The organism is Ensifer sp. YR511 (assembly GCF_900103045.1).
In the GTDB taxonomy this organism is placed as follows: Bacteria; Pseudomonadota; Alphaproteobacteria; order Rhizobiales; family Rhizobiaceae; genus Ensifer; species Ensifer adhaerens.
Genome location: NZ_FNGR01000005.1, coordinates 298,548 through 316,166 on the forward strand (window position 1 = coordinate 298,548; position 17,619 = coordinate 316,166).

General features: G+C 62.0%; 20 protein-coding genes. 8 read left to right on the top strand and 12 right to left on the bottom strand.

The genetic code is table 11. The features are described from left to right. The gene (locus tag BLU15_RS12860; RefSeq protein ID WP_090295755.1) at positions 1-1,020 is read right to left on the bottom strand and encodes an SDR family oxidoreductase; all 1,020 of its coding nucleotides are present in this window, start codon (positions 1,018-1,020) and stop codon (positions 1-3) included. A 30-nt stretch (positions 1,021-1,050) separates the two neighbouring features. Beyond that, positions 1,051-2,187 carry a DUF2336 domain-containing protein gene (locus tag BLU15_RS12865; RefSeq protein ID WP_090295758.1) on the bottom strand — a complete coding sequence of 379 codons (1,137 nt, stop codon included), beginning with the start codon at positions 2,185-2,187 and terminating at the stop codon, positions 1,051-1,053. Between the two features lie 74 nt (positions 2,188-2,261). Here BLU15_RS12865 and BLU15_RS12870 point away from each other — a divergent pair, with 74 nt between their 5' ends. Further along, positions 2,262-2,960 carry a hypothetical protein gene (locus BLU15_RS12870; RefSeq protein ID WP_090295761.1) on the top strand — a complete coding sequence of 233 codons (699 nt, stop codon included), beginning with the start codon at positions 2,262-2,264 and terminating at the stop codon, positions 2,958-2,960. A 22-nt stretch (positions 2,961-2,982) separates the two neighbouring features. Here the strand turns inward: BLU15_RS12870 and BLU15_RS12875 are convergent, their stop codons facing one another. Then, positions 2,983-3,585: a flavin reductase family protein gene (locus BLU15_RS12875; protein ID WP_034795932.1), complete on the bottom strand. Its 603-nt coding sequence runs from the start codon at positions 3,583-3,585 to the stop codon at positions 2,983-2,985. Continuing rightward, entirely contained in the window at positions 3,585-4,169 is a 585-nt protein-coding gene (locus BLU15_RS12880; RefSeq protein ID WP_034795936.1) for a nitroreductase family protein, read from the bottom strand. Before BLU15_RS12880 ends, BLU15_RS12875 begins: the two co-directional genes overlap by 1 nt. Positions 4,170-4,269: 100 nt before the next feature. Here BLU15_RS12880 and BLU15_RS12885 point away from each other — a divergent pair, with 100 nt between their 5' ends. Next, positions 4,270-5,283 carry a hypothetical protein gene (locus tag BLU15_RS12885; protein WP_060516851.1) on the top strand — a complete coding sequence of 338 codons (1,014 nt, stop codon included), beginning with the start codon at positions 4,270-4,272 and terminating at the stop codon, positions 5,281-5,283. A 33-nt stretch (positions 5,284-5,316) separates the two neighbouring features. Here BLU15_RS12885 and BLU15_RS12890 read toward each other — a convergent pair whose 3' ends face one another. The 6 genes from BLU15_RS12890 to BLU15_RS12915 all read right to left on the bottom strand — a co-directional run bounded on the left by BLU15_RS12890 (position 5,317) and on the right by BLU15_RS12915 (position 10,241). Further along, positions 5,317-6,156, bottom strand: coding sequence for a lysophospholipid acyltransferase family protein (locus BLU15_RS12890; protein ID WP_060516850.1), 840 nt, complete (start codon positions 6,154-6,156; stop codon positions 5,317-5,319). Between the two features lie 79 nt (positions 6,157-6,235). After that, on the bottom strand, positions 6,236-8,218 hold the full coding sequence (gene thrS / locus BLU15_RS12895; protein WP_060582497.1) for a threonine--tRNA ligase: 1,983 nt from the start codon (positions 8,216-8,218) through the stop codon (positions 6,236-6,238). A 224-nt stretch (positions 8,219-8,442) separates the two neighbouring features. Continuing rightward, the gene (locus tag BLU15_RS12900) at positions 8,443-8,982 is read right to left on the bottom strand and encodes a DUF1697 domain-containing protein (RefSeq protein ID WP_090295809.1); all 540 of its coding nucleotides are present in this window, start codon (positions 8,980-8,982) and stop codon (positions 8,443-8,445) included. A gap of 11 nt (positions 8,983-8,993) precedes the next feature. Next, entirely contained in the window at positions 8,994-9,422 is a 429-nt protein-coding gene (locus BLU15_RS12905; protein WP_060516848.1) for a DUF2267 domain-containing protein, read from the bottom strand. Further along, the gene (gene yidD, locus BLU15_RS12910; protein ID WP_089044573.1) at positions 9,419-9,793 is read right to left on the bottom strand and encodes a membrane protein insertion efficiency factor YidD; all 375 of its coding nucleotides are present in this window, start codon (positions 9,791-9,793) and stop codon (positions 9,419-9,421) included. Before yidD ends, BLU15_RS12905 begins: the two co-directional genes overlap by 4 nt. Position 9,794: 1 nt before the next feature. Next, positions 9,795-10,241, bottom strand: a complete 447-nt coding sequence (locus BLU15_RS12915; protein ID WP_034795955.1) for an iron-sulfur cluster assembly scaffold protein — start codon at positions 10,239-10,241, stop codon at positions 9,795-9,797. Positions 10,242-10,581: 340 nt separating this feature from the next. On the opposite strand from BLU15_RS12915, the gene folE reads away from it, so the two are divergent. The 3 genes from folE (at position 10,582) to BLU15_RS12930 (ending at position 13,034) form a co-directional block, all read left to right on the top strand. Beyond that, a complete protein-coding gene (gene folE / locus BLU15_RS12920) occupies positions 10,582-11,199 on the top strand; it encodes a GTP cyclohydrolase I FolE (protein ID WP_034795957.1) in 618 nt (205 codons plus the stop codon). 24 nt (positions 11,200-11,223) lie between these two features. Further along, positions 11,224-11,676, top strand: coding sequence for a phosphoribosyl-AMP cyclohydrolase (gene hisI / locus BLU15_RS12925; protein WP_034795960.1), 453 nt, complete (start codon positions 11,224-11,226; stop codon positions 11,674-11,676). A 398-nt stretch (positions 11,677-12,074) separates the two neighbouring features. Next, positions 12,075-13,034 carry a patatin-like phospholipase family protein gene (locus BLU15_RS12930; RefSeq protein ID WP_034795962.1) on the top strand — a complete coding sequence of 320 codons (960 nt, stop codon included), beginning with the start codon at positions 12,075-12,077 and terminating at the stop codon, positions 13,032-13,034. Positions 13,035-13,168: 134 nt separating this feature from the next. Here BLU15_RS12930 and BLU15_RS12935 read toward each other — a convergent pair whose 3' ends face one another. Both BLU15_RS12935 and BLU15_RS12940 read right to left on the bottom strand, forming a co-directional pair. Further along, entirely contained in the window at positions 13,169-13,597 is a 429-nt protein-coding gene (locus BLU15_RS12935) for a CBS domain-containing protein (RefSeq protein ID WP_034795965.1), read from the bottom strand. 261 nt (positions 13,598-13,858) lie between these two features. Beyond that, positions 13,859-14,590, bottom strand: coding sequence for a rhomboid family intramembrane serine protease (locus BLU15_RS12940; protein ID WP_089044571.1), 732 nt, complete (start codon positions 14,588-14,590; stop codon positions 13,859-13,861). Positions 14,591-14,945: 355 nt separating this feature from the next. Here BLU15_RS12940 and BLU15_RS12945 point away from each other — a divergent pair, with 355 nt between their 5' ends. From BLU15_RS12945 to BLU15_RS12955, 3 genes are all read left to right on the top strand, one after another. Next, entirely contained in the window at positions 14,946-15,587 is a 642-nt protein-coding gene (locus BLU15_RS12945) for a PAS domain-containing protein (RefSeq protein ID WP_244546740.1), read from the top strand. Between the two features lie 109 nt (positions 15,588-15,696). Beyond that, positions 15,697-16,305 carry a PilZ domain-containing protein gene (locus tag BLU15_RS12950; protein ID WP_060607360.1) on the top strand — a complete coding sequence of 203 codons (609 nt, stop codon included), beginning with the start codon at positions 15,697-15,699 and terminating at the stop codon, positions 16,303-16,305. A 696-nt stretch (positions 16,306-17,001) separates the two neighbouring features. After that, a complete protein-coding gene (locus tag BLU15_RS12955) occupies positions 17,002-17,610 on the top strand; it encodes a transglutaminase-like cysteine peptidase (protein WP_034795974.1) in 609 nt (202 codons plus the stop codon). Positions 17,611-17,619 lie beyond the last annotated feature (9 nt).

A 17,619-nucleotide genomic window follows, 5' to 3' on the forward strand; every position in this document is an offset into this window, starting at 1 on the left:
TCAGACGAGGCCGGCCGAAATCAGGCTGTTCGCCGAGGCCACGACGGCCTCTTCGGCAGAGCGCGGCTGCCACCCGAGAACACGGCGCGCCTTTTCGTTGGAAATGCGGGGGTCATGCCCGAGTTCGCGCACGATGAGGCGCAGGCCCGCATCGAAGGGGGCGGCAAGCCCTGCCAGCCAATTGGGCAGCACGAACCTCGGAAGCCTGCCCGCATGTTCAGGGAACCTGCGCCGGAGGATGGCCGTGATATCCGCAAGGGAAAGCGCCTCTCCCGCAATCAGGAAACGCTCGCCTGCCGCTGCGGCGACGCTTAAGGCCTGCACATGCGCATCCGCCACGTCGCGGACGTCGACAACCGGCACGGCGAACTTCGGCAAGGCGGGATAGTTCCCCTTGAGCAGGCTGCGCACCACGGCGACGGATGTGCCGATCTCATGGCCAAGAACCGGCCCGAGGACCATTCCGGGATTGATGACCACAAGCTCCAGGCCGCTGTCAGCCGCATAGTCCCAGGCCGCGCGTTCGGCGAAGGTCTTGGAGCGGTAGTAGGGTGTCGCAAGCGATGACTGCGGATCGGTCCAATCGTCCTCCGTAAACGGCGCGCGCCCTGCCCCGTAGATGACCGCGGCGACCGACGACGTGAGCACGACGCGTTTGGCACCGGCCGCATGGGCTGCCCTGAGCACACGCAGCGTGCCGTCACGGGCCGGCCCGATCAGGTCATCTTCATTGGCAGGCAAGCGAGCCGGAAATGGCGAGGCGGTGTGGACGACGTAGGAAACCTCGGCAAAGGCCTCAGCCCAGCCCCGCTCCTTCAGGAGATCCGCCTCTCCAAACGTCAGGCGCGCGGCATCCGTACCACCGGCCGCGCGAATGGATCGCTCGATCTCCTCGGCGCGCCCGAGCGCGCGAACCGTGCCGTGCACAGGATAACCTTCGCGCAGCAAGGCGAGCGCGACGTGCCGTCCGACAAAACCGCCGATTCCGGTCACGGCAACGGTCGCGGTCCTCGCGTTCATGGGTCCATTCCTCGCTAAAGCGGGTCGCGATCAGGCGGCCTGGCGTGCGGCAAGTTCCGCGTAGTCACGGGCCGACTGGCGTTCCTCGGCGAATGCCAGGCGCTCGAGCAGATCGATCATCGCTGCGTCGGTCGGCGATGTTGCCCGTCCACGTCGCAGGCGCACGAGCAGTTCTGCCGAGACCGTCGCGTGGCCGCCGATTGAACCCGGCCCGTCCTGACGCCACAGGAGGACCGCTGTCGCAAACGTCTCGCTGACGTCGCGGCCGAGCCCGGCGCTTTCGAACAGGGCACGGATCGAGTGGACGCGCCCACCGGACAGGATGGAACGCACGCGTTTTTCGCTGACGCCGGAGAGGTCGACGATTGCGGCCGAGAAAAACTCTGCACGGCCGGTCACGAGCGCATGCAGCAGGAAGGCGGGCGTCAGGCGGCCGGTCTCGCGCAGATGCGTGACGAGGTCCGGCAGCTCCTCGACGGCCGTCGTTCCAACCATGCCGACGGCGGCGATATCGCAGGCTTCGCGGGTGACCCGCTGCACGCGACCTTCTCCAATCGTCACCTGTACGAGGCCGAAGGCGGCAAGTGCTGCACCGACTTCTTCGACAAGCGCGTGGCGGGCGGCACTCGGCAGGTCGTTGCGCGCAAGAAGCAGGTCACGAACCGAAGCCGAATGGCCAAGACGCTCGGCAATGCGCTTCAGCGAACGGCGCGACAGACGAGCGCCGGGGTTTTCGAGCAGGATCAGCATTTCGTCTTCGTCGCCGATTTCGGCGATCGCAGCGGCGACCCCGCGCGAAACGAAACTGCGCGCCGCGATCAGCGCGCGGGTCTCCAGCGTTCCCCGAGCCGCGAGGTCGACCAGGTCGTCGTCGGTCAGGACGGGAGAATGCGAAACGACGAGATAGGCAATTTCAGGCTGGTCCCCGGCAAGACCAAGAATGATGGCGCGCGGCACGGAAGAGCAACCGCAAAGGACTTCGGCCAAGGCAAGGCGAACTTTGGGCGACGGATCGTCCAGCAGGAAGGTCATCGCCATCTCGGCGGCGCGACGATCGAGGCCATTCAGTTGCGCCTCGACATAGGCGCGGCCGAGCGCGCTGGCGGCGCGAATGCGTTCGCCTGTTCTCGCCGTTTCCACCCAGCGAAGAAATGCTTGTATGATCACCTACGCCCCACTAGACCACGCCAATGCCACCGATGTTCTAAGCCTAGCGAGCAAAGGTTTAAGATTGGTTCACCATGTCTGTTAACCGCCTCCAAACCATAAGGCCGCTGCTGTTTGCGGACGACGACGCGCTTAGCCTGGACGTGAGCGTTCTCAACACATTGGCTGGGCTGATCCTGACTGCCGGCCTCGGCCACGAAACGCGTCTTGGCCTCGCCCGGATGGAAGGACGCGATCTCGCGCTGCTCGCCTGTGTGGAACCGGTCGGGCTGCTCCATGAAGACGACGTACACTGGCTGCTTGATAGCGGCATCGATGGCGTCGTGCTTACCGGATGCCGCGGCCGCGCGGACATACAGAAGCTCGACGTGATGCTGCGGGTTGCCGAAGCAAGGATTGGCCTTCCAGCCAATCGCACCCGGATTTACGCCGAATACGGCGCAGCACCCGAAGGCCTGCTGTCGCCGCACACACTGGCGGGGTGCTCGCAGCGACTAGAAGGATTGATCTTCAACGGCTCGGCGCTGGCAAAGGCAGTCGGCTGCAAGGAGCCGGCGAGTGCCGCGCATCAGGGCGTGGCCGCGCCCGTGCTCGCGGGTCGCGCCAATGTGGTGCTAAGGGCCCATGAGGCCGGCATCCGCGCCTATGAGGTGCTGCCGCCCACCGCCGATGCGGCAGCCACACGCTGGGCGCTTTCACAAAGCAGGAACGACGGATTCGCTTCGGTCGTCTGCCGCTCGCCCGAGCAAGCAGTCATCGCCGGCAGCCTATGACGCCGAGCCGGCGCGGTAACCGTCAGCGCGTCGGGCGGGTCATCTGGAAGACGTCGCCGCCGTCGCAATAGTCCATGTAGCCGAGGCGGGCGAGCGGCTTGACCGTCGCCATGTCGAAACGGCCATCGCGGATCGCGTCTTCGCGAATGTGGATGCCGACGACCTGGCCGATGACGACGTAGTTGTCGGACAATGCACCATCCAGATCCTTGGGCTGGAACATCTCGGTCATCCGGCATTCGAGCGCGGCATAGGCTTCACCGACGAACGGCGCCCCAACCAGCGCGCCGTCGACCGGCGTCAATCCGGCGATCTCGAATTCGCTCTCGCCATGCGGCGCCGGGATCGACGTCTTGTTGATGGCGGCCGCCAGGTCACGGCTGGCGAAGCTCGCCGTGAACTCGCCGGTTGCCTCGATGTTGCGAACCGAATCCTTATAGCCGCTCGATGAGAACATCACGAGCTTCGGCCGGTCGCTGATGGCATTGAAGAAGGAATAGGGCGCGAGGTTCAGCGCGCCCTCGGCCGACCGCGTGCCAATCCAACCGATCGGCCGCGGCGAAACAATCGCCTTGAAAGGATCATGCGGCAGGCCGTGACTGTTCGAGGTCGTATCGTAAAACATCAGGCTTCCTCGCCAACCCAGGTGACGATCTCGGCCAGCTCCGGCCGCGGCCGCTCCGTCGGTGGCACCATGGCGGTACCGATATGGATGAAGCCGGCAATTTTCTCGCCCGGCTTCACGCCCAGCAGCGGATAGGCGCGCTCGTCGAAAGCATACCACTCAGTCAGCCAGTTGGATGCGTAACCGAGGGCGTTGGCGGCCATCAGCAGGTTGAGGCAGACGGCACCAGCGGACATGACCTGTTCCCATTCCGGGATCTTGAAATGCGGCGCGGCGGTGCTGACGACGGCGACGACCACAGGCGCACGCGACAGGCGGGTTTCCTCCACCTTGATCATCTCTTCCGACAGATCCGGCTTCAGCTCAAGCGCCATTGCCTTCAGCTTGGCGCTGATGCGAACCCTCTCCTCGCCGCGATAGACGATGAAGCGCCAGGGCGCGAGTTTGCCGTGGTCCGGCACGCGCGAAGCAAGCTTCAGCATTTCCTCGACCTCGGCCTTGCCGGGACCGGGACCTCCCATCTGGAAAGCGGGGATGGAGCGACGGGACGTCAGGTAGTCGACGAGCTTAATTTCGGTTTTCATGTCAGATGAATTCCACTAATTTGCCGCCCCACAGGCAGCCACGAAAATGCCATACCGGCGTCCCAAGTGGAGTCACTCAGTCAGGAAGTCAACTGTTCTCATGCGTGCACTCTCTCGTATTTTCCTTCAGACCGGTCTTGCGATCCTTGTCGCCGGCACCGCTACGGGAAATGTGTTCGCAGAGGATGCGACCCAGGCGTTTGAAAGTTTCCCCTCGATCGCCGGCCCGCGCAAGATGCCGAAGCTGACGGGCTTCAGCCCGATGACATCGGATCCGCTGGCGGACGGCACCCTGAAGGATATCAAGCTCGAGGCGCTGCTGACCGAAAAAGGCGGACCGGTCGAGGCCGGGCTCACTTGGCGTGTGTTCAGCCCGATCCCCGGAAGCGACGGCAAGCTGCCGCTTCTCGCAACGTCGGAAGGCGGCTCGACAGCGTTCAATCTGGTACCGGGCGAGTATTTCGTCAATGTCTCCTTTGGACGCGCCTCGGCCACGCGCAAGGTCCGCGTGCCGGAGCAAGGCGCGCTCGACAAGCAGGTGCTGGTGCTCGATGCCGGCGGCATGAAGCTCAATGCCGTCTCCGGCAGCGACGTGCGCATCCCACCGGCCGAACTCAGCTTCGACGTCTATTCCGCCGACACCAAGAGCGACGGCGAACGGGCGCTCATCGTCGAGGACGTCAAGCCGAACACGGTGGTCCGGCTGGGCGCCGGGACCTATCACGTGACCTCCAGCTATGGCGGCACGACCAACGCCTCGACCGCGGCAGACATCCAGGTCGAAGCCGGCAAGCTGACCGAAGCAACCATGCAGCACCGCGCCGCCAAGCTCACGCTCAAGCTGGTTTCGGAACCGGGCGGCGAAGCGATCGCCAACACCGCCTGGACGATCCTCACCTCCGCCGGCGATACGGTGAGCGAAGCCAACGGCGCCTTCCCGACGCAGGTTCTGCTCGAAGGCAGCTATTCCGCCGTGGCGCGCTACAAGGACAAGATCTACGAGCGCGACTTCACCGTGAAGGCCGGCGTCAACATGGACGTGGAAGTACTGCTCAGCAGCGGCGGCAACAATGCGAACACCAATGCGAGCGTCGTGTCGGAAGCACAGGACTGAGCTTCGACGTGACGGAACGCAGTTGACCTGACGTCAGCCTGCCCGTCGCATGAACCGCCGACGCGGCGGCGCCATGGAAAAGACCGCTTCATAGATGCGCGCCAAAAGGTCCTTGCGATCACCACAGGCACCGAGATCCTCGGGCGTGAGAACGCCGCCGATGCGCGCCGCGATCGTCGTTCCCGACAGACGCCGGAATTCGCGGATCAAGAGCGACAGTCTCAGCGTCAGTGAAATCTTGCTCGCCAGATGGAAGAACGGCCCGTTCTGTCCTTCGAAGTAGATCGGGATCACGCTCGCCCGCGCCGCCTGAATGAGCTTTGCCGGAAAGATCTTCCACGGCAGGTCCTCGGCCCGGCCGAAACCCTTCGGCGCGGTCGCCACGCCGCCGGCCGGGAAGATGACGATGGTCACGCCTTCCTTGAGCAGTCGCAGCGCCTCATGGCGCGTCGCCATGTTGACCGCTAGCGCCTCCTTCGTCTCTTCGAACGATACCGGCAGCGAGTAAGGCGCCATTTCCGGCACCTTCAGCAGTTCGTTGTTGATGAGGACGCGGAAGGGACGGCCGAGCTGTTCGGCAAGCGCCAGCACGGCGATGCCGTCGCCGATGCCGAAAGGATGATTGGCGATGATGACGATCGGCGTATCGGGCAGGTTCCGCGGCGGCCACTCGCCTTTTGTCTGCAGCGTCACATCGATGAGCTGCAACATCTCCCCGAAGACGCGCTCGCTCTTGCCGACGATGTCGGACCGCCAGCGCGTATAAAGCTTGGCATAGCGGTTGCGGCCCGACAGGCCTTCCATGGAGCGAATGAACCAGCGCTTCAGGCGCCGGTCGTTCTCATTGGCGTAGGACAGCTCTTTGAACTGCACGGAAATCTCCGATGGATACGATCTTATCCGGATATTCCGCTAATATGACAGTTTGCTGACAAAGCAAGTGCTCGGGGTCTCAACCCCGAGCTTTCTTTTCTGCCTTGCGCTTGAGATCCGGCGCCATGGCTTCGAGCGCAAGCGATGCAATCGCCTCGTCGAGCGACATGGCGGTCTGGGCCTGCGAGCCCAGACGGCGGATGTTGACCGAGCGCTCTTCGGCTTCGCGCTTGCCGCAGACCACTATGACCGGAACCTTCGTGACCGAATGTTCGCGGACCTTGTAGTTGATCTTCTCGTTGCGGAAGTCGGTCTCTACAGTCAGCCCTGCATCACGCAGGAGTTCGGCAACCTCGCGACCGTAGTCGTCGGCTTCCGAAGTGATCGTCGCGACGACGACCTGCAGCGGCGAAACCCAGAGCGGCATGTGGCCGGCGAAGTTCTCGATCAGGATGCCGAGGAAGCGTTCCATCGAGCCGCAGATCGCGCGGTGGATCATCACCGGCTGGCGCTTTTCGGATTCCTTGTCGATGTAGAAGGCACCGAAACGCTCCGGCAGGTTGAAGTCGACCTGGGTCGTGCCGCACTGCCATTCGCGACCGATCGCGTCCTTCAGGGTGTACTCGAACTTCGGACCGTAGAAGGCGCCCTCGCCCGGCAGAATGCCGGTCTTGATTCGGCCTTCCGACTGCGCCTCGATCGTCTTCAAGACGTCCGTCATCACGCTTTCGGCGCGATCCCAGAGCTCGTCGGAACCGACGCGCTTGTCCGGACGGGTGGAGAGCTTGACCACGACTTCCTTGAAGCCGAAGTCCTCGTAGACCGAGAGGATGAGGTCGTTGATGCGCAGGCATTCTTCCGCCATCTGCTCGTCAGTGCAGAAGACATGCGCGTCGTCCTGGGTGAAGCCGCGCACGCGCATCAGCCCGTGCAGGGCGCCCGACGGCTCGTAGCGATGAACGTTGCCGAACTCGGCGAGGCGCACCGGCAGTTCGCGATAGGACTTCAGGCCATGCTTAAAGATCTGGATATGGCCCGGGCAGTTCATCGGCTTCAGCGCAAAGATGCGCTCGTCGTCGGTCTCGTCACCGGCAACGGTCACCTTGAACATGTTGTCCCGGTACCAGCCCCAGTGACCCGAGGTTTCCCAGAGCGACTTGTCGAGCACCTGCGGCGCGTTGACTTCCTGATAGGTGTTGGCGAGCCGGCGACGCATATAGGCAACCAGCGTCTGGAACATGCGCCAGCCCTTGCCATGCCAGAAGACGACGCCCGGGCCTTCTTCCTGGAAATGGAACAGGTCCATTTCGCGGCCGAGGCGACGGTGGTCGCGCTTTTCGGCTTCAGCGAGCACGTGCAGGTACTGGTCGAGCTCTTCCTGGGTGTGCCAGGCGGTGCCGTAAATGCGGGTCAGCATCGCGTTGTTGCTGTCGCCGCGCCAATAGGCGCCGGCCACCTTCATCAGCTTGAAGGCGGTGCCGATCTGGCCGGTCGAGGCCATGTGCGGGCCGCGGCAAAGATCGAACCAGTCGCCCTGATAGTAGATCTTGAGATCCTGCCCTTCGGGGATCGCGTCGACGAGTTCGACCTTGTAGGCCTCGCCCTTGTCGGCAAAAACCTGGCGGGCCTTATCGCGCGACCAGACTTCCTTGGTGAAAGGCTTGTTGCGGGCGATGATCTCCTTCATCCGCTTTTCAATGAGCGGCAGGTCGTCGGGCGTGAAGGGCTCGTTGCGGGCAAAGTCGTAATAGAAGCCGTTGTCGATGACCGGGCCGATGGTCACCTGCGTTCCCGGCCACAGTTCCTGAACGGCCTCCGCCATCACGTGCGCGGCATCGTGGCGGATCAGTTCGAGCGAGCGCTTGTCGTCACGAACGACGATTTCGAGGCGACCATTGGTCACCGGATCGGACAGATCGCGCAGCTCGTCGTCGAGCGCGATCGCAACCGCCTTCTTGGCGAGCGACTTCGAAATCGATTCTGCCACGTCGCGGCCGGTCGTGCCGAAGGGATATTCGCGCACCGAGCCATCAGGAAATGTAAGGGAAACAGGATTCGACATATTGATCTCCTATCCAGTCCCGCCAACGAATGCGGGTGGTATGGTTGACCGGCAGGGCCGGTGAATTGACAATACAGCGTCGCATCCGTCAGACGCGCAGAGATCGCTGTAGTGCTTTGGATTGCTGCGTGTTTTTCCCCGAGCCGGAGGACGACCCGCGGAAACACGCCGTAGCCTGATAAAGGGTTTTCGAAAGTGAGTAAAGGCAAAGGCTGCGGCGGAGGCTAGCTGCGCAGCATCTCGCAAAGCCCCTTCACGGTGTTCCAGTTGCGGAACGTCCCGATGCCCAGCCGCTTGGTGGTCATGGCGCCGAGCAGCTTCGATTCGCTCGCCTTGCCCGGGAAATGCACCCAGAGATCGCCATCGACGATCGCCAGTCGCTCGCCGGCGGTGCAGTAGCGCCGAAGCCCTTCGAGCGCCGCTTCCGTCAAAGGTTCGCGCATCACCCGGACATGAACCTGCGCCGCGTCCGCCTCGCCCTCCTCATGGAAGGGATTGGCTGCGGCAAGCGTCTGCCAATCGGCGCCCGACCGGACAAGAATGTCGACGTGCCGGCCAAACGTCTCGGCAAAGGCCTTCTCAAGCGGCATTTCGAGGTCCCGAGTGGACGTTTGTCCGGTCTGAAACACCAGATTGCCCGTTGCGACCAACGTCCGCGGCGCTTGATAGCCGAGCCCTTCGGCCATCTTCTTGAGGTCAGCCATGACGACCCGGCGGCCGGGCCCGAGAACGATGCTGTAAAGCAAGGCGACGTAGCTGTTCATCATTCCCCTTGTCAGGCGCGCCAGAAATCCGCAGCGCCCGCCGGCAGCCGGGCGAGCACCCGGTCGAGTTTCGCCTCGTCGATGTTGCGACGCAAGGCGCCAGCGACGTCTGCAATGGCGCTGTCCGGGGAAATATTGTGATCCGGGCGCAGCGCCTGTACCTCGCGGGTCATGGCGATGCGACCCGAAAACGGGAGCCGCGGCTCTTCAAGGTCCCACTCGGCAACGAAGATCGCCCGGATGACAGGCGGCAGGATGTCGGCAAACAGAATGGCATCCTCGATATCGAGCCGGCGCCGAAACGTCTGCAGTACCGCCTGGACCATCGTATAGGCCTGGTTCGTCGTCTGCAGCCCGGCCAAGTCGCGGGCATCGAGAAGGAAGCGCTCGAAGTCTAAGGAAGCCTGACGATACTCCATCGGCATGGGCATGGCGGTCATCCAATCTTCGGCCGCGGCCGCCAAAAGCGCCACGGCGCGTACCATACGAGGCGCGGTTCAAGCCGCTCCGGCACAGGATCGAAACCATGCGTTCCGCCCGGCCCGCAGCGCGCCACGCGAAACAGCGTCATCCAGCCTCCGGCCCAGAAGCCATGGCGGGCAATCGCCTCGTAGCCATATTCCGAACAGGTCGGCAGGTGTCGGCACGAATTGCCGATAAAGCTCGAAAGCGTGAGCTGATAGGCGCGGATCAGCGCCATGCCTAAGAGCCGCCCGGGGGTCTTGCGAAAGGGGCCCGACCAGTTTCGGCCACGGACCGCTGGCGCTGCCTTTTCATGTGCAGCGTGCCGGCAATTCGGTTCGCCGCACATCTCAGACGGCCGCGAGCAGTCGCCTGGCCTCGATCTGCTCGATGGCATCGACGACCGCATCGAAGGTTAGCATGGTCGATGCGTGGCGCGCCTTGTAGTCCTTCACCGGACGCAGGAAGCGCATGTCCTCGAAACGGCCCGAAGGCCCCTCACCGTCCGCCTTCAACATAGCCAGCATGTCTTCGCGCGCCTGGCGGATCTCCTCAGCCCCGGCGCCGACGACATGGCGCGCCATGATCGAGGACGACGCCTGGCCGAGCGCGCAGGCTTTGACGTCATGGGCAAAATCGGTGACGACGTCGCCATCCATCTTCAACCAGATATGCACCTTGGAGCCGCACAGCTTGGAATGCGCCGTCGCGTCCGCATCGGCATCGCCGAGCGTCCCGATACGGGGAATGTTGCCGGCGAATTCGAGAATTCGGCTGTTGTAGATGTCATCCATCATTTGACGCGATCCGACTGATTTTTCGCGGTTTTGAGTGATCGACGCATGATTTTCTCCGGTAGACGGGAAAAAAGCACGACGCGACACGCTCCGCCTCTTTCATCTCTGTGGCACCATACTATATGCTATGTCGTGTTGGGGCGACAGTTCCGCAAGAGGAACAATGTCGCCTGTTGTTTGGGAAACCGTGCCGGAAGGTCCAGTGCACTGCTAAGCCAGGACCGGAAAGCCCCGGAGCCCGCCAACGGAACCCAAGCCTGCAGGGTTAGGCGAATGGCCAGTGGCGAGTTGTCCGAAAGATAAAACGTCAAGCAATCCCGTATTGCTAAAAGAGGCCATTATGGATGCCATAGTGAAGAATTTTCCTGTGCTCGACGATGCGAGCGGCCGCCCCACCCAGAAGGAGGCCGAGGAAGCGGTGCGCGTTCTTTTGCGCTGGGCTGGCGAAGACCCGCAGCGCGAGGGACTTTTGGATACGCCCGCGCGCGTGGCCAAGTCCTACCGCGAGCTTTTCAGCGGTTATGATCTGGCTGCCGAAGACGTGCTTGGCCGCACCTTCGAGGAGGTTGCCGGCTACGACGATATGGTGCTCGTCAAGGACATCCCGTTCTATTCGCATTGCGAGCACCACATGGTGCCTATCATCGGCAAGGCGCATGTCGCCTACCTGCCGAACGGGCGCGTGCTCGGCCTGTCGAAGATCGCCCGCGTGGTCGATATTTACGGCCGCCGCCTGCAGACGCAGGAATCGATGACGGCGCAGATCGCCAGGGCGATCGACGAATCGCTCGCCCCGCGCGGCGTTGCCGTGATGATCGAAGCCGAGCATATGTGCATGGCGATGCGCGGCGTGCAGAAGCAAGGCTCGACAACGCTGACGACCACATTTACGGGTACCTTCCAGACGGAACCGGCCGAGCAGGCGCGGTTCATGACGATGATCAGGGGCTTCAAGTAAGGCTCCGACAGACGGAGCCTTTCCATGACGCTCACCTTCGACGCTCCCTCCTCAGACAAGGCCGAACTGGAAACCGGTCCGGCCTTCACTCCCCGTTTTGATGAAAAGGGGCTGATCACCGCCGTCGTCACCGACGTCAGGGACGGCGAGTTGCTGATGGTCGCCCACATGAACGCGGAGGCCCTGGCCCTGACGATCGAGACCGGCGTGGCCCACTACTACAGCCGCTCGCGCAAGAGCCTCTGGAAGAAGGGCGAAAGCTCCGGGAACCTGCAGGCGGTCAAGGAAATCCGCACCGATTGCGACCAGGATGCGATCTGGCTGAAGGTTTCCGTCGCCGGCCACGACGCGACCTGCCATACCGGCCGCCGCTCCTGTTTCTACCGCACCGTCGGCACCGAAGACGGCAAGGCCTCGGTCAAAATCACCGACGACCACAGGCATTTCGACCCCGCCGAGATCTATGATAAAAATTAAGCATCGCGCATCTTTTTGGCGCGGGTGCATGCTATATTTATATTTTGGAAACCAACCGGGCGCCTAATCCTTAAGCAGGGATGCGGCGCAATCGGAACGATCTCGTTCCAAACTGTATTGCAAACTGTATCCAATGTTTATCGGTCGTGCCGCAATCGTCGGTGGGATCGGTGATATACCTTAGACAAAGGTGCCAGTCTTTCAGCAATGAAGCGGACAAGGCCAGCACCGGCGCCGGCTTGGCGGAGCCTCCCCAGGACGCGCGCATGAAATTGCCTCTCTCCAGGATCAATCCCGACCCCTGGAAGTTTAGTCAGCGATGAATTGCCACAGCGACCTTCGCGCATTCTCATCGACGTGTCGCGCTGCGGAGTATTCGGCGGTGTTGGAGGTGCCGGATGTTGAATTGGACGTTTACGCGTAACAATCAGATTACGGATCTGTCCGGACCGGACGGAACATCGATTTCGACAACGCCACCTGAACCGGCGCCACCTCCGCAAAAACCGAAGATCGCAATCGCGCTTGGCGGCGGTGCCGCGCGCGGCTGGGCCCATATCGGCGTGCTGCGCGCGCTCGACGAAGAAGGCATCGAAGTCGGCATGATCGCCGGCACCTCGATCGGCGCGCTCGTCGGTGGCTGCTATCTTGCCGGCAAGCTCGACGAACTCGAAGCCTTCGCCCGCTCCCTCACCGTACGCCGGATCGCCGGCCTGCTCGATTTCGCCATCGGCGGCGGCGGCCTTTTCGGCGGCCTGCGGCTCACCAAGCGCATGCAGGAGCATCTGGAAGGCCTCAGCATCGAAGGCCTCGACAGGCCGTTCATTGCCGTTGCAACGGAAGTTCACAGCGGCCACGAGGTGTGGCTTGAAAAGGGATCGCTGATCACCGCGATCCGGGCTTCCTACGCCCTGCCCGGCATCTTCGAGCCGATCAAGGCGAATGGACGCTTGCTGATCGATGGCGCGCTCGTCAATCCGGTTCCGGTTTCGGTGTGTCGCGCCCATGAGCAGCAACTCGTCGTCGCGGTGAACCTCAACTACGATCTCTATGGCCGCTCGGCCGTCGTCAAACACAGCGCCGGTGCTGAATCCTTGGATGCGCCCGCCAAGGAAGCGCCGCACCAGTCGCGCCTCGGCATGACCAGCGTCATGGTCCAGGCTTTCAACATCATCCAGGACCGGATTTCCCGCGCCCGGCTTGCCGGCGACCCGCCGGACCTGGCGCTGCACCCGAAACTCAACGACATAGGTCTTTCGGAATTCCACCGCGCGGGCGAGGCCATCGATCGCGGCTACCACGAGGCAAAGGCGAGGCTGGTTGAAATTCGCCGCATGCAGGAAGTGCTCGTTCGCTGACGGAGCGTGCGCGGCATGAAAGCCGCGATACGCAGCGGCGCACGTTACCGGTCGCCCAAGGTGTACCCTGAACACACGGGTGCTTCGCGGCTCCCAGGGGGATTAAGAGGGCGGCGCAATGCCGCCCTTTTCTCTCAGCCGGCGATATAGGCCTTGATCTGTTCGGTCTCGTGCTCGATGGCGCGGATGTGATGCTTGATCACGTCACCGATCGAGACGATGCCGGCAAGCTGGCCGTTCCTTTCGACCGGCAGGTGACGGGCCCGGAGCTTGCTCATCATTTCCATCAGGGTCTGAACCGACATGTCCTCGGTGCAGCAATAGACATTCTGCCACATGACCGCTGCCACCGGCCTTTCGAGACAGGTCGAACCCTGCTTGGCAATCGCTGCGACGATGTCGCGCTCAGTGAGGATGCCTGCGATCTGATCGTCCGCGTCGAGGATGACGACCGCACCGATATGATTGTCACGCAAGAGGATGGCAGCCTGTTGGACTGTCATTTGAGGGCCGACCGTTACGACATTCCGGCCCTTTTCATCGAGTATGGCTTTTACTGACATGCGCACATCTCCCGTTGCGACAACACCGGGTCGGCAGGGATAGGTCCAGCCATCTCACGTGCGGTACGGTCGGGCGATGGAACCTGTACCCTGGCCGCTTGCGAAAGCCGTCTCGCGTGCTCCTCAGACGCGGATGGCATTCGATACCCGGCCTACACGGGTCGCCCAGTCTTTCGATCACGGGCGACCGTAACAAATGGTGCGCCAGCGCCCTGGGGAAATCAAGCGCTCACAAGCGCCGTCCGCCGATCTTTCGCTCCGTCAGTCACGCGGATCGAAAAGGCTGAAGAGCAGAAAGCCGAAGAGGAAGCCGCCGATATGCGCTTCCCAGGCGACGCTGCCCGCTCCGCCGGGGGTAAACATGCCAAGGCCGATCAGGAAATTGGTCAGGAACCAGATACCGGCAAAGACCACGACCGAGCGGTTGGCCAGAGCCTCACCGACGTCGAGCCGACGATTGAGATGGGCAAACTGCCGGCTGATGCGTCCGCTCGGCGAGAAGACGAAGCGCGCGGCAGCCCCCATGAATCCGGACACCACGCCGGAAGCGCCGACGACGACGATCATTTCCCCCCAGTGAAACGCCGTATGCAGCGCGACTGCGGCCGCCGCCGACAGGCACCAGAACACGGCGAGACGCCCCATGCCGATCCGTCGCACGACCGGCGCACCGAAGGCCACCATCCAGAAGATGTTGAAGATCAGATGCTCCCAGCTTCCATGCAGGAAGGAATAGGTGACGGGGCTCCACAGCCAGGCAAGCCCCTGCTCGGCCAATGGGTGATCGTAGCGGGCCGGGAGAAAGGCGAAGTTGAAGATGATCTCCTGATCGATCGCCGGCGGCAGCACGTAGGTTCGCAGAACATGGATTGCGATCAGAAACAGCAGGATGATGGTCAGCCCCGCCGGCAGATTGAAGGCCGGCTCGCGCGCCGGGCTCGCGGCGCTGTCGCGCTCTGCTTCCGGTGGCGTCGCCGTCTGATCTCGTTCCATGGTTGCTGTGTTCTCCTCTCAATGCGGCCCACACATTCCTGTGCGATCGCGGCGATGGCATGGCATCACCGGAATTAGGACTGGAGTTGGGGCGACCAGCCATAAGCAAACAAAAAAAGACCGTCCAGCAAAAACTGAACGGTCGCCAAGCTCAGATCCGAGCTCCAGTTCAAGTGCCGAAGACAACGCTTCGTAAAGTGATGTCCTCCCCTGCCAGTTGCGGCGGCGCACTGCAACGGAAACCGTTTGTTAACCTTAATTTCCGGCTGGCACGATTTTCGCTCCTTAATCCTCAGAACCGAAATGCATGGCCGAAGATGTCTCGAACCGGGACACAACGGGCCGCAGGAATGGAATGAAAGAAGCGATGCGCAGCAATACGACGACGGAGCTTTTCCGATACTGGAACACCATTCGCGGGAAACGCGAGCTTCCGCGCCGCGACGAGCTTGAACCTTCCGACATCAAAACGCTGCTGCCGAACCTGTTCATTCTCGAGCGCGACCGCAATGCCGGCATCTCGTTTCGCCTGGCGGGAACCCAGGTGTGCGCCCTCTTTGGGCAGGAGCTGCGCGGGCGGCAATTCGGCATGCTCTGGCTCGGCAGCCAGGCGGCGAAAACGCAGCGCATCACCGGCCAGGTCATGACGCACCGTGTGCCGCTCGTGCTTTCGGCCAAGGGCCGTACCGCCGACGCGCGGGAAGTCGATATCGAAACCCTGCTTTTGCCGCTTGCCTCCAGCAAAGGAGAAAGTGACCGGGTCCTTGGCGCCCTCTCACCTCTTTCCCGCCCGTATTGGTTGCATGCAACCTCAATCGAATGTCTCGATGCGACGGGCATGAAGGTTCTCGACCCTGATCGGACTGCTGTGTTTCGCGACGAGGAAACCGAGCGACAGAGCGATGCCTTTGCGAAATCGCCTGCCGCCGGCGCATTTTCGCGCGAATTCCGCCAGTTCGGGCATCTCCGCATCCTCGAGGGCGGGCGCCGCGATTGATCGCGCCGACTGTCCCGAGATGATGTCAGGGACCAACCGGAGGACGAACCTTCTATTAACTTGAAAAGGCTAAGCTCCGCCAGCCAAGCTATGTCGCCACAGAGTCATCATGTTCTCGTTTCAGCACGCACAGAATACCGCTCCGAAACCGCACCACGAAGGTGCGTTCCAGCGCGTTTCCGTGAATCTGGCGGGGCGGCTGATGCTTGCCAATCATGACGAGTTCGAGTGCACCGCCATCGACATGTCGCCCGGCGACGTCCTGCTTTCCTCGCCGGCCCAGCCGCGCGCGGGCGAACGCATCATCGCCTATGTCGATCACGTCGGTCGCCTCGAAGGCACGGTGTCTCGCATCGCCGATGGCGCTTTCGTCATCCAGCTCAACGCGACCGAGCGCAAGCGCGAGAAGCTCGCGGCCCAACTCACCTGGATCGCCAACAAGCATGAGCTCGGCCTGCCCGAAGACCGCCGCCACGATCGCCTTGCGCCGCGCAAAACGGTAACCGAATTGACGCTCGACACGGGCGAGAAGTTCCCGTGCCGCATCATCGACCTTTCGCTGTCCGGTGCTGCCGTCGACATCGAGAACCGCCCACCGATCGGAACCGCCATCCTCCTGGGAAATATGAAGGGCCGGATCGTCCGTCACTTCCAGGAAGGCTGCGCCATCGAGTTCTTGGGCATCCAGTCCCGTGAGGCACTGACCGAATTCCTCTAACGGCGCGCCTGCGCCGTCCTTCGGCTACCCGCCTTGCATTGAGCAACGCTCCTAGCCCGACCATCTCCCGAACTGTCCTTCAGACATAAAACCGTCTTCGTGCTTCTTTTGTGCGGCAAAGAACCCCCGCTCCCACATCGCTCCGCTCGGCTACGCCCGAGAGAACGCGCTAAAGGCGTGCTCGCTTAGGCCCTACGTCCCCGAGCCCGAAGACACACGATGATCGGTGGCAACCGGAGCGGTTTTCGCGAGCAGAAGCGCGCCGCATCCGCGCCTGGATCATTTCGAGACAAGTCCGGCGCCGCGATCAAAATGCTCTCGTCGTCCGCAAATATTTTTCCGGTGGAATTCAAGCGAAAACGCATATTTCAAGTCAAAACTCTCCTGAAGTGTCAAGTAGAGACGCTGCAAAGACGCATCTCCTGCCGTGGCCGCGCCGCAGTTTTTGCACCGCCCAGTCGCTCTTTTCCCGCATAACCAAGCAAATACAGCGGGTTAAATGCTTAACAAATTACGTCTCCACCAGCGGGCGGAGCTAAAATCGATAAAATTTGATTCAAATTCGATTCAAATACAAATAAAATTCTATTCTTGTTTTATTCTTATACGACTTTCATTTGTACTTGTTTTTAGCTCGCAAGTTCGCGAGCGATAAAAACGTCTGTGCCATTGTCGAACCATAACGGGGAGACAATCATGCTCAAGACAATCACCAAGCTGATCGCGGTTGCGGTCCTTTTCACCGGCGGCCTTTTCGGCACGGCTCAGGCGCTTCCGGCCAACATGGTCGTGACCGGCTCCACCAACCCGCCGATCGGCCACTACGAGTTCTGCAAGATCTATGCGTCGGAGTGCACCTCCAACGGCAAGGATGGCGGCCCGATGGTGCTGACCCGCGAAGGCTGGCAGAAAATTCTCGAGATCAACTACGACGTCAACCAGGCGATCACTCCGATGACCGACATGGAAATCCATGGCGTCGAAGAGAAGTGGTCCTATCCGGAAACCGTCGGCGATTGTGAAGACTACGTCCTCCTGAAGCGCCGCAAGCTGATCGAAAACGGCTTCTCCGCATCCGACCTGCTGATCACCGTCGTGCTGCAGCCGAATGGCGACGGCCATGCCGTCCTCACCGTTCGCACCGACCGCGGCGACTTCATCCTCGACAACATGCGCAACAAGGTGCTGCTGTGGTCGGATACCGAATACACCTACCTCAAGCGCCAATCGACCGAGCATTCCGGCCGCTGGGTCAAGCTTCAGGACGGCCGCACCGTTGCCGTCGGTAGCGTTCGCACACAGTAAGATCTGAAA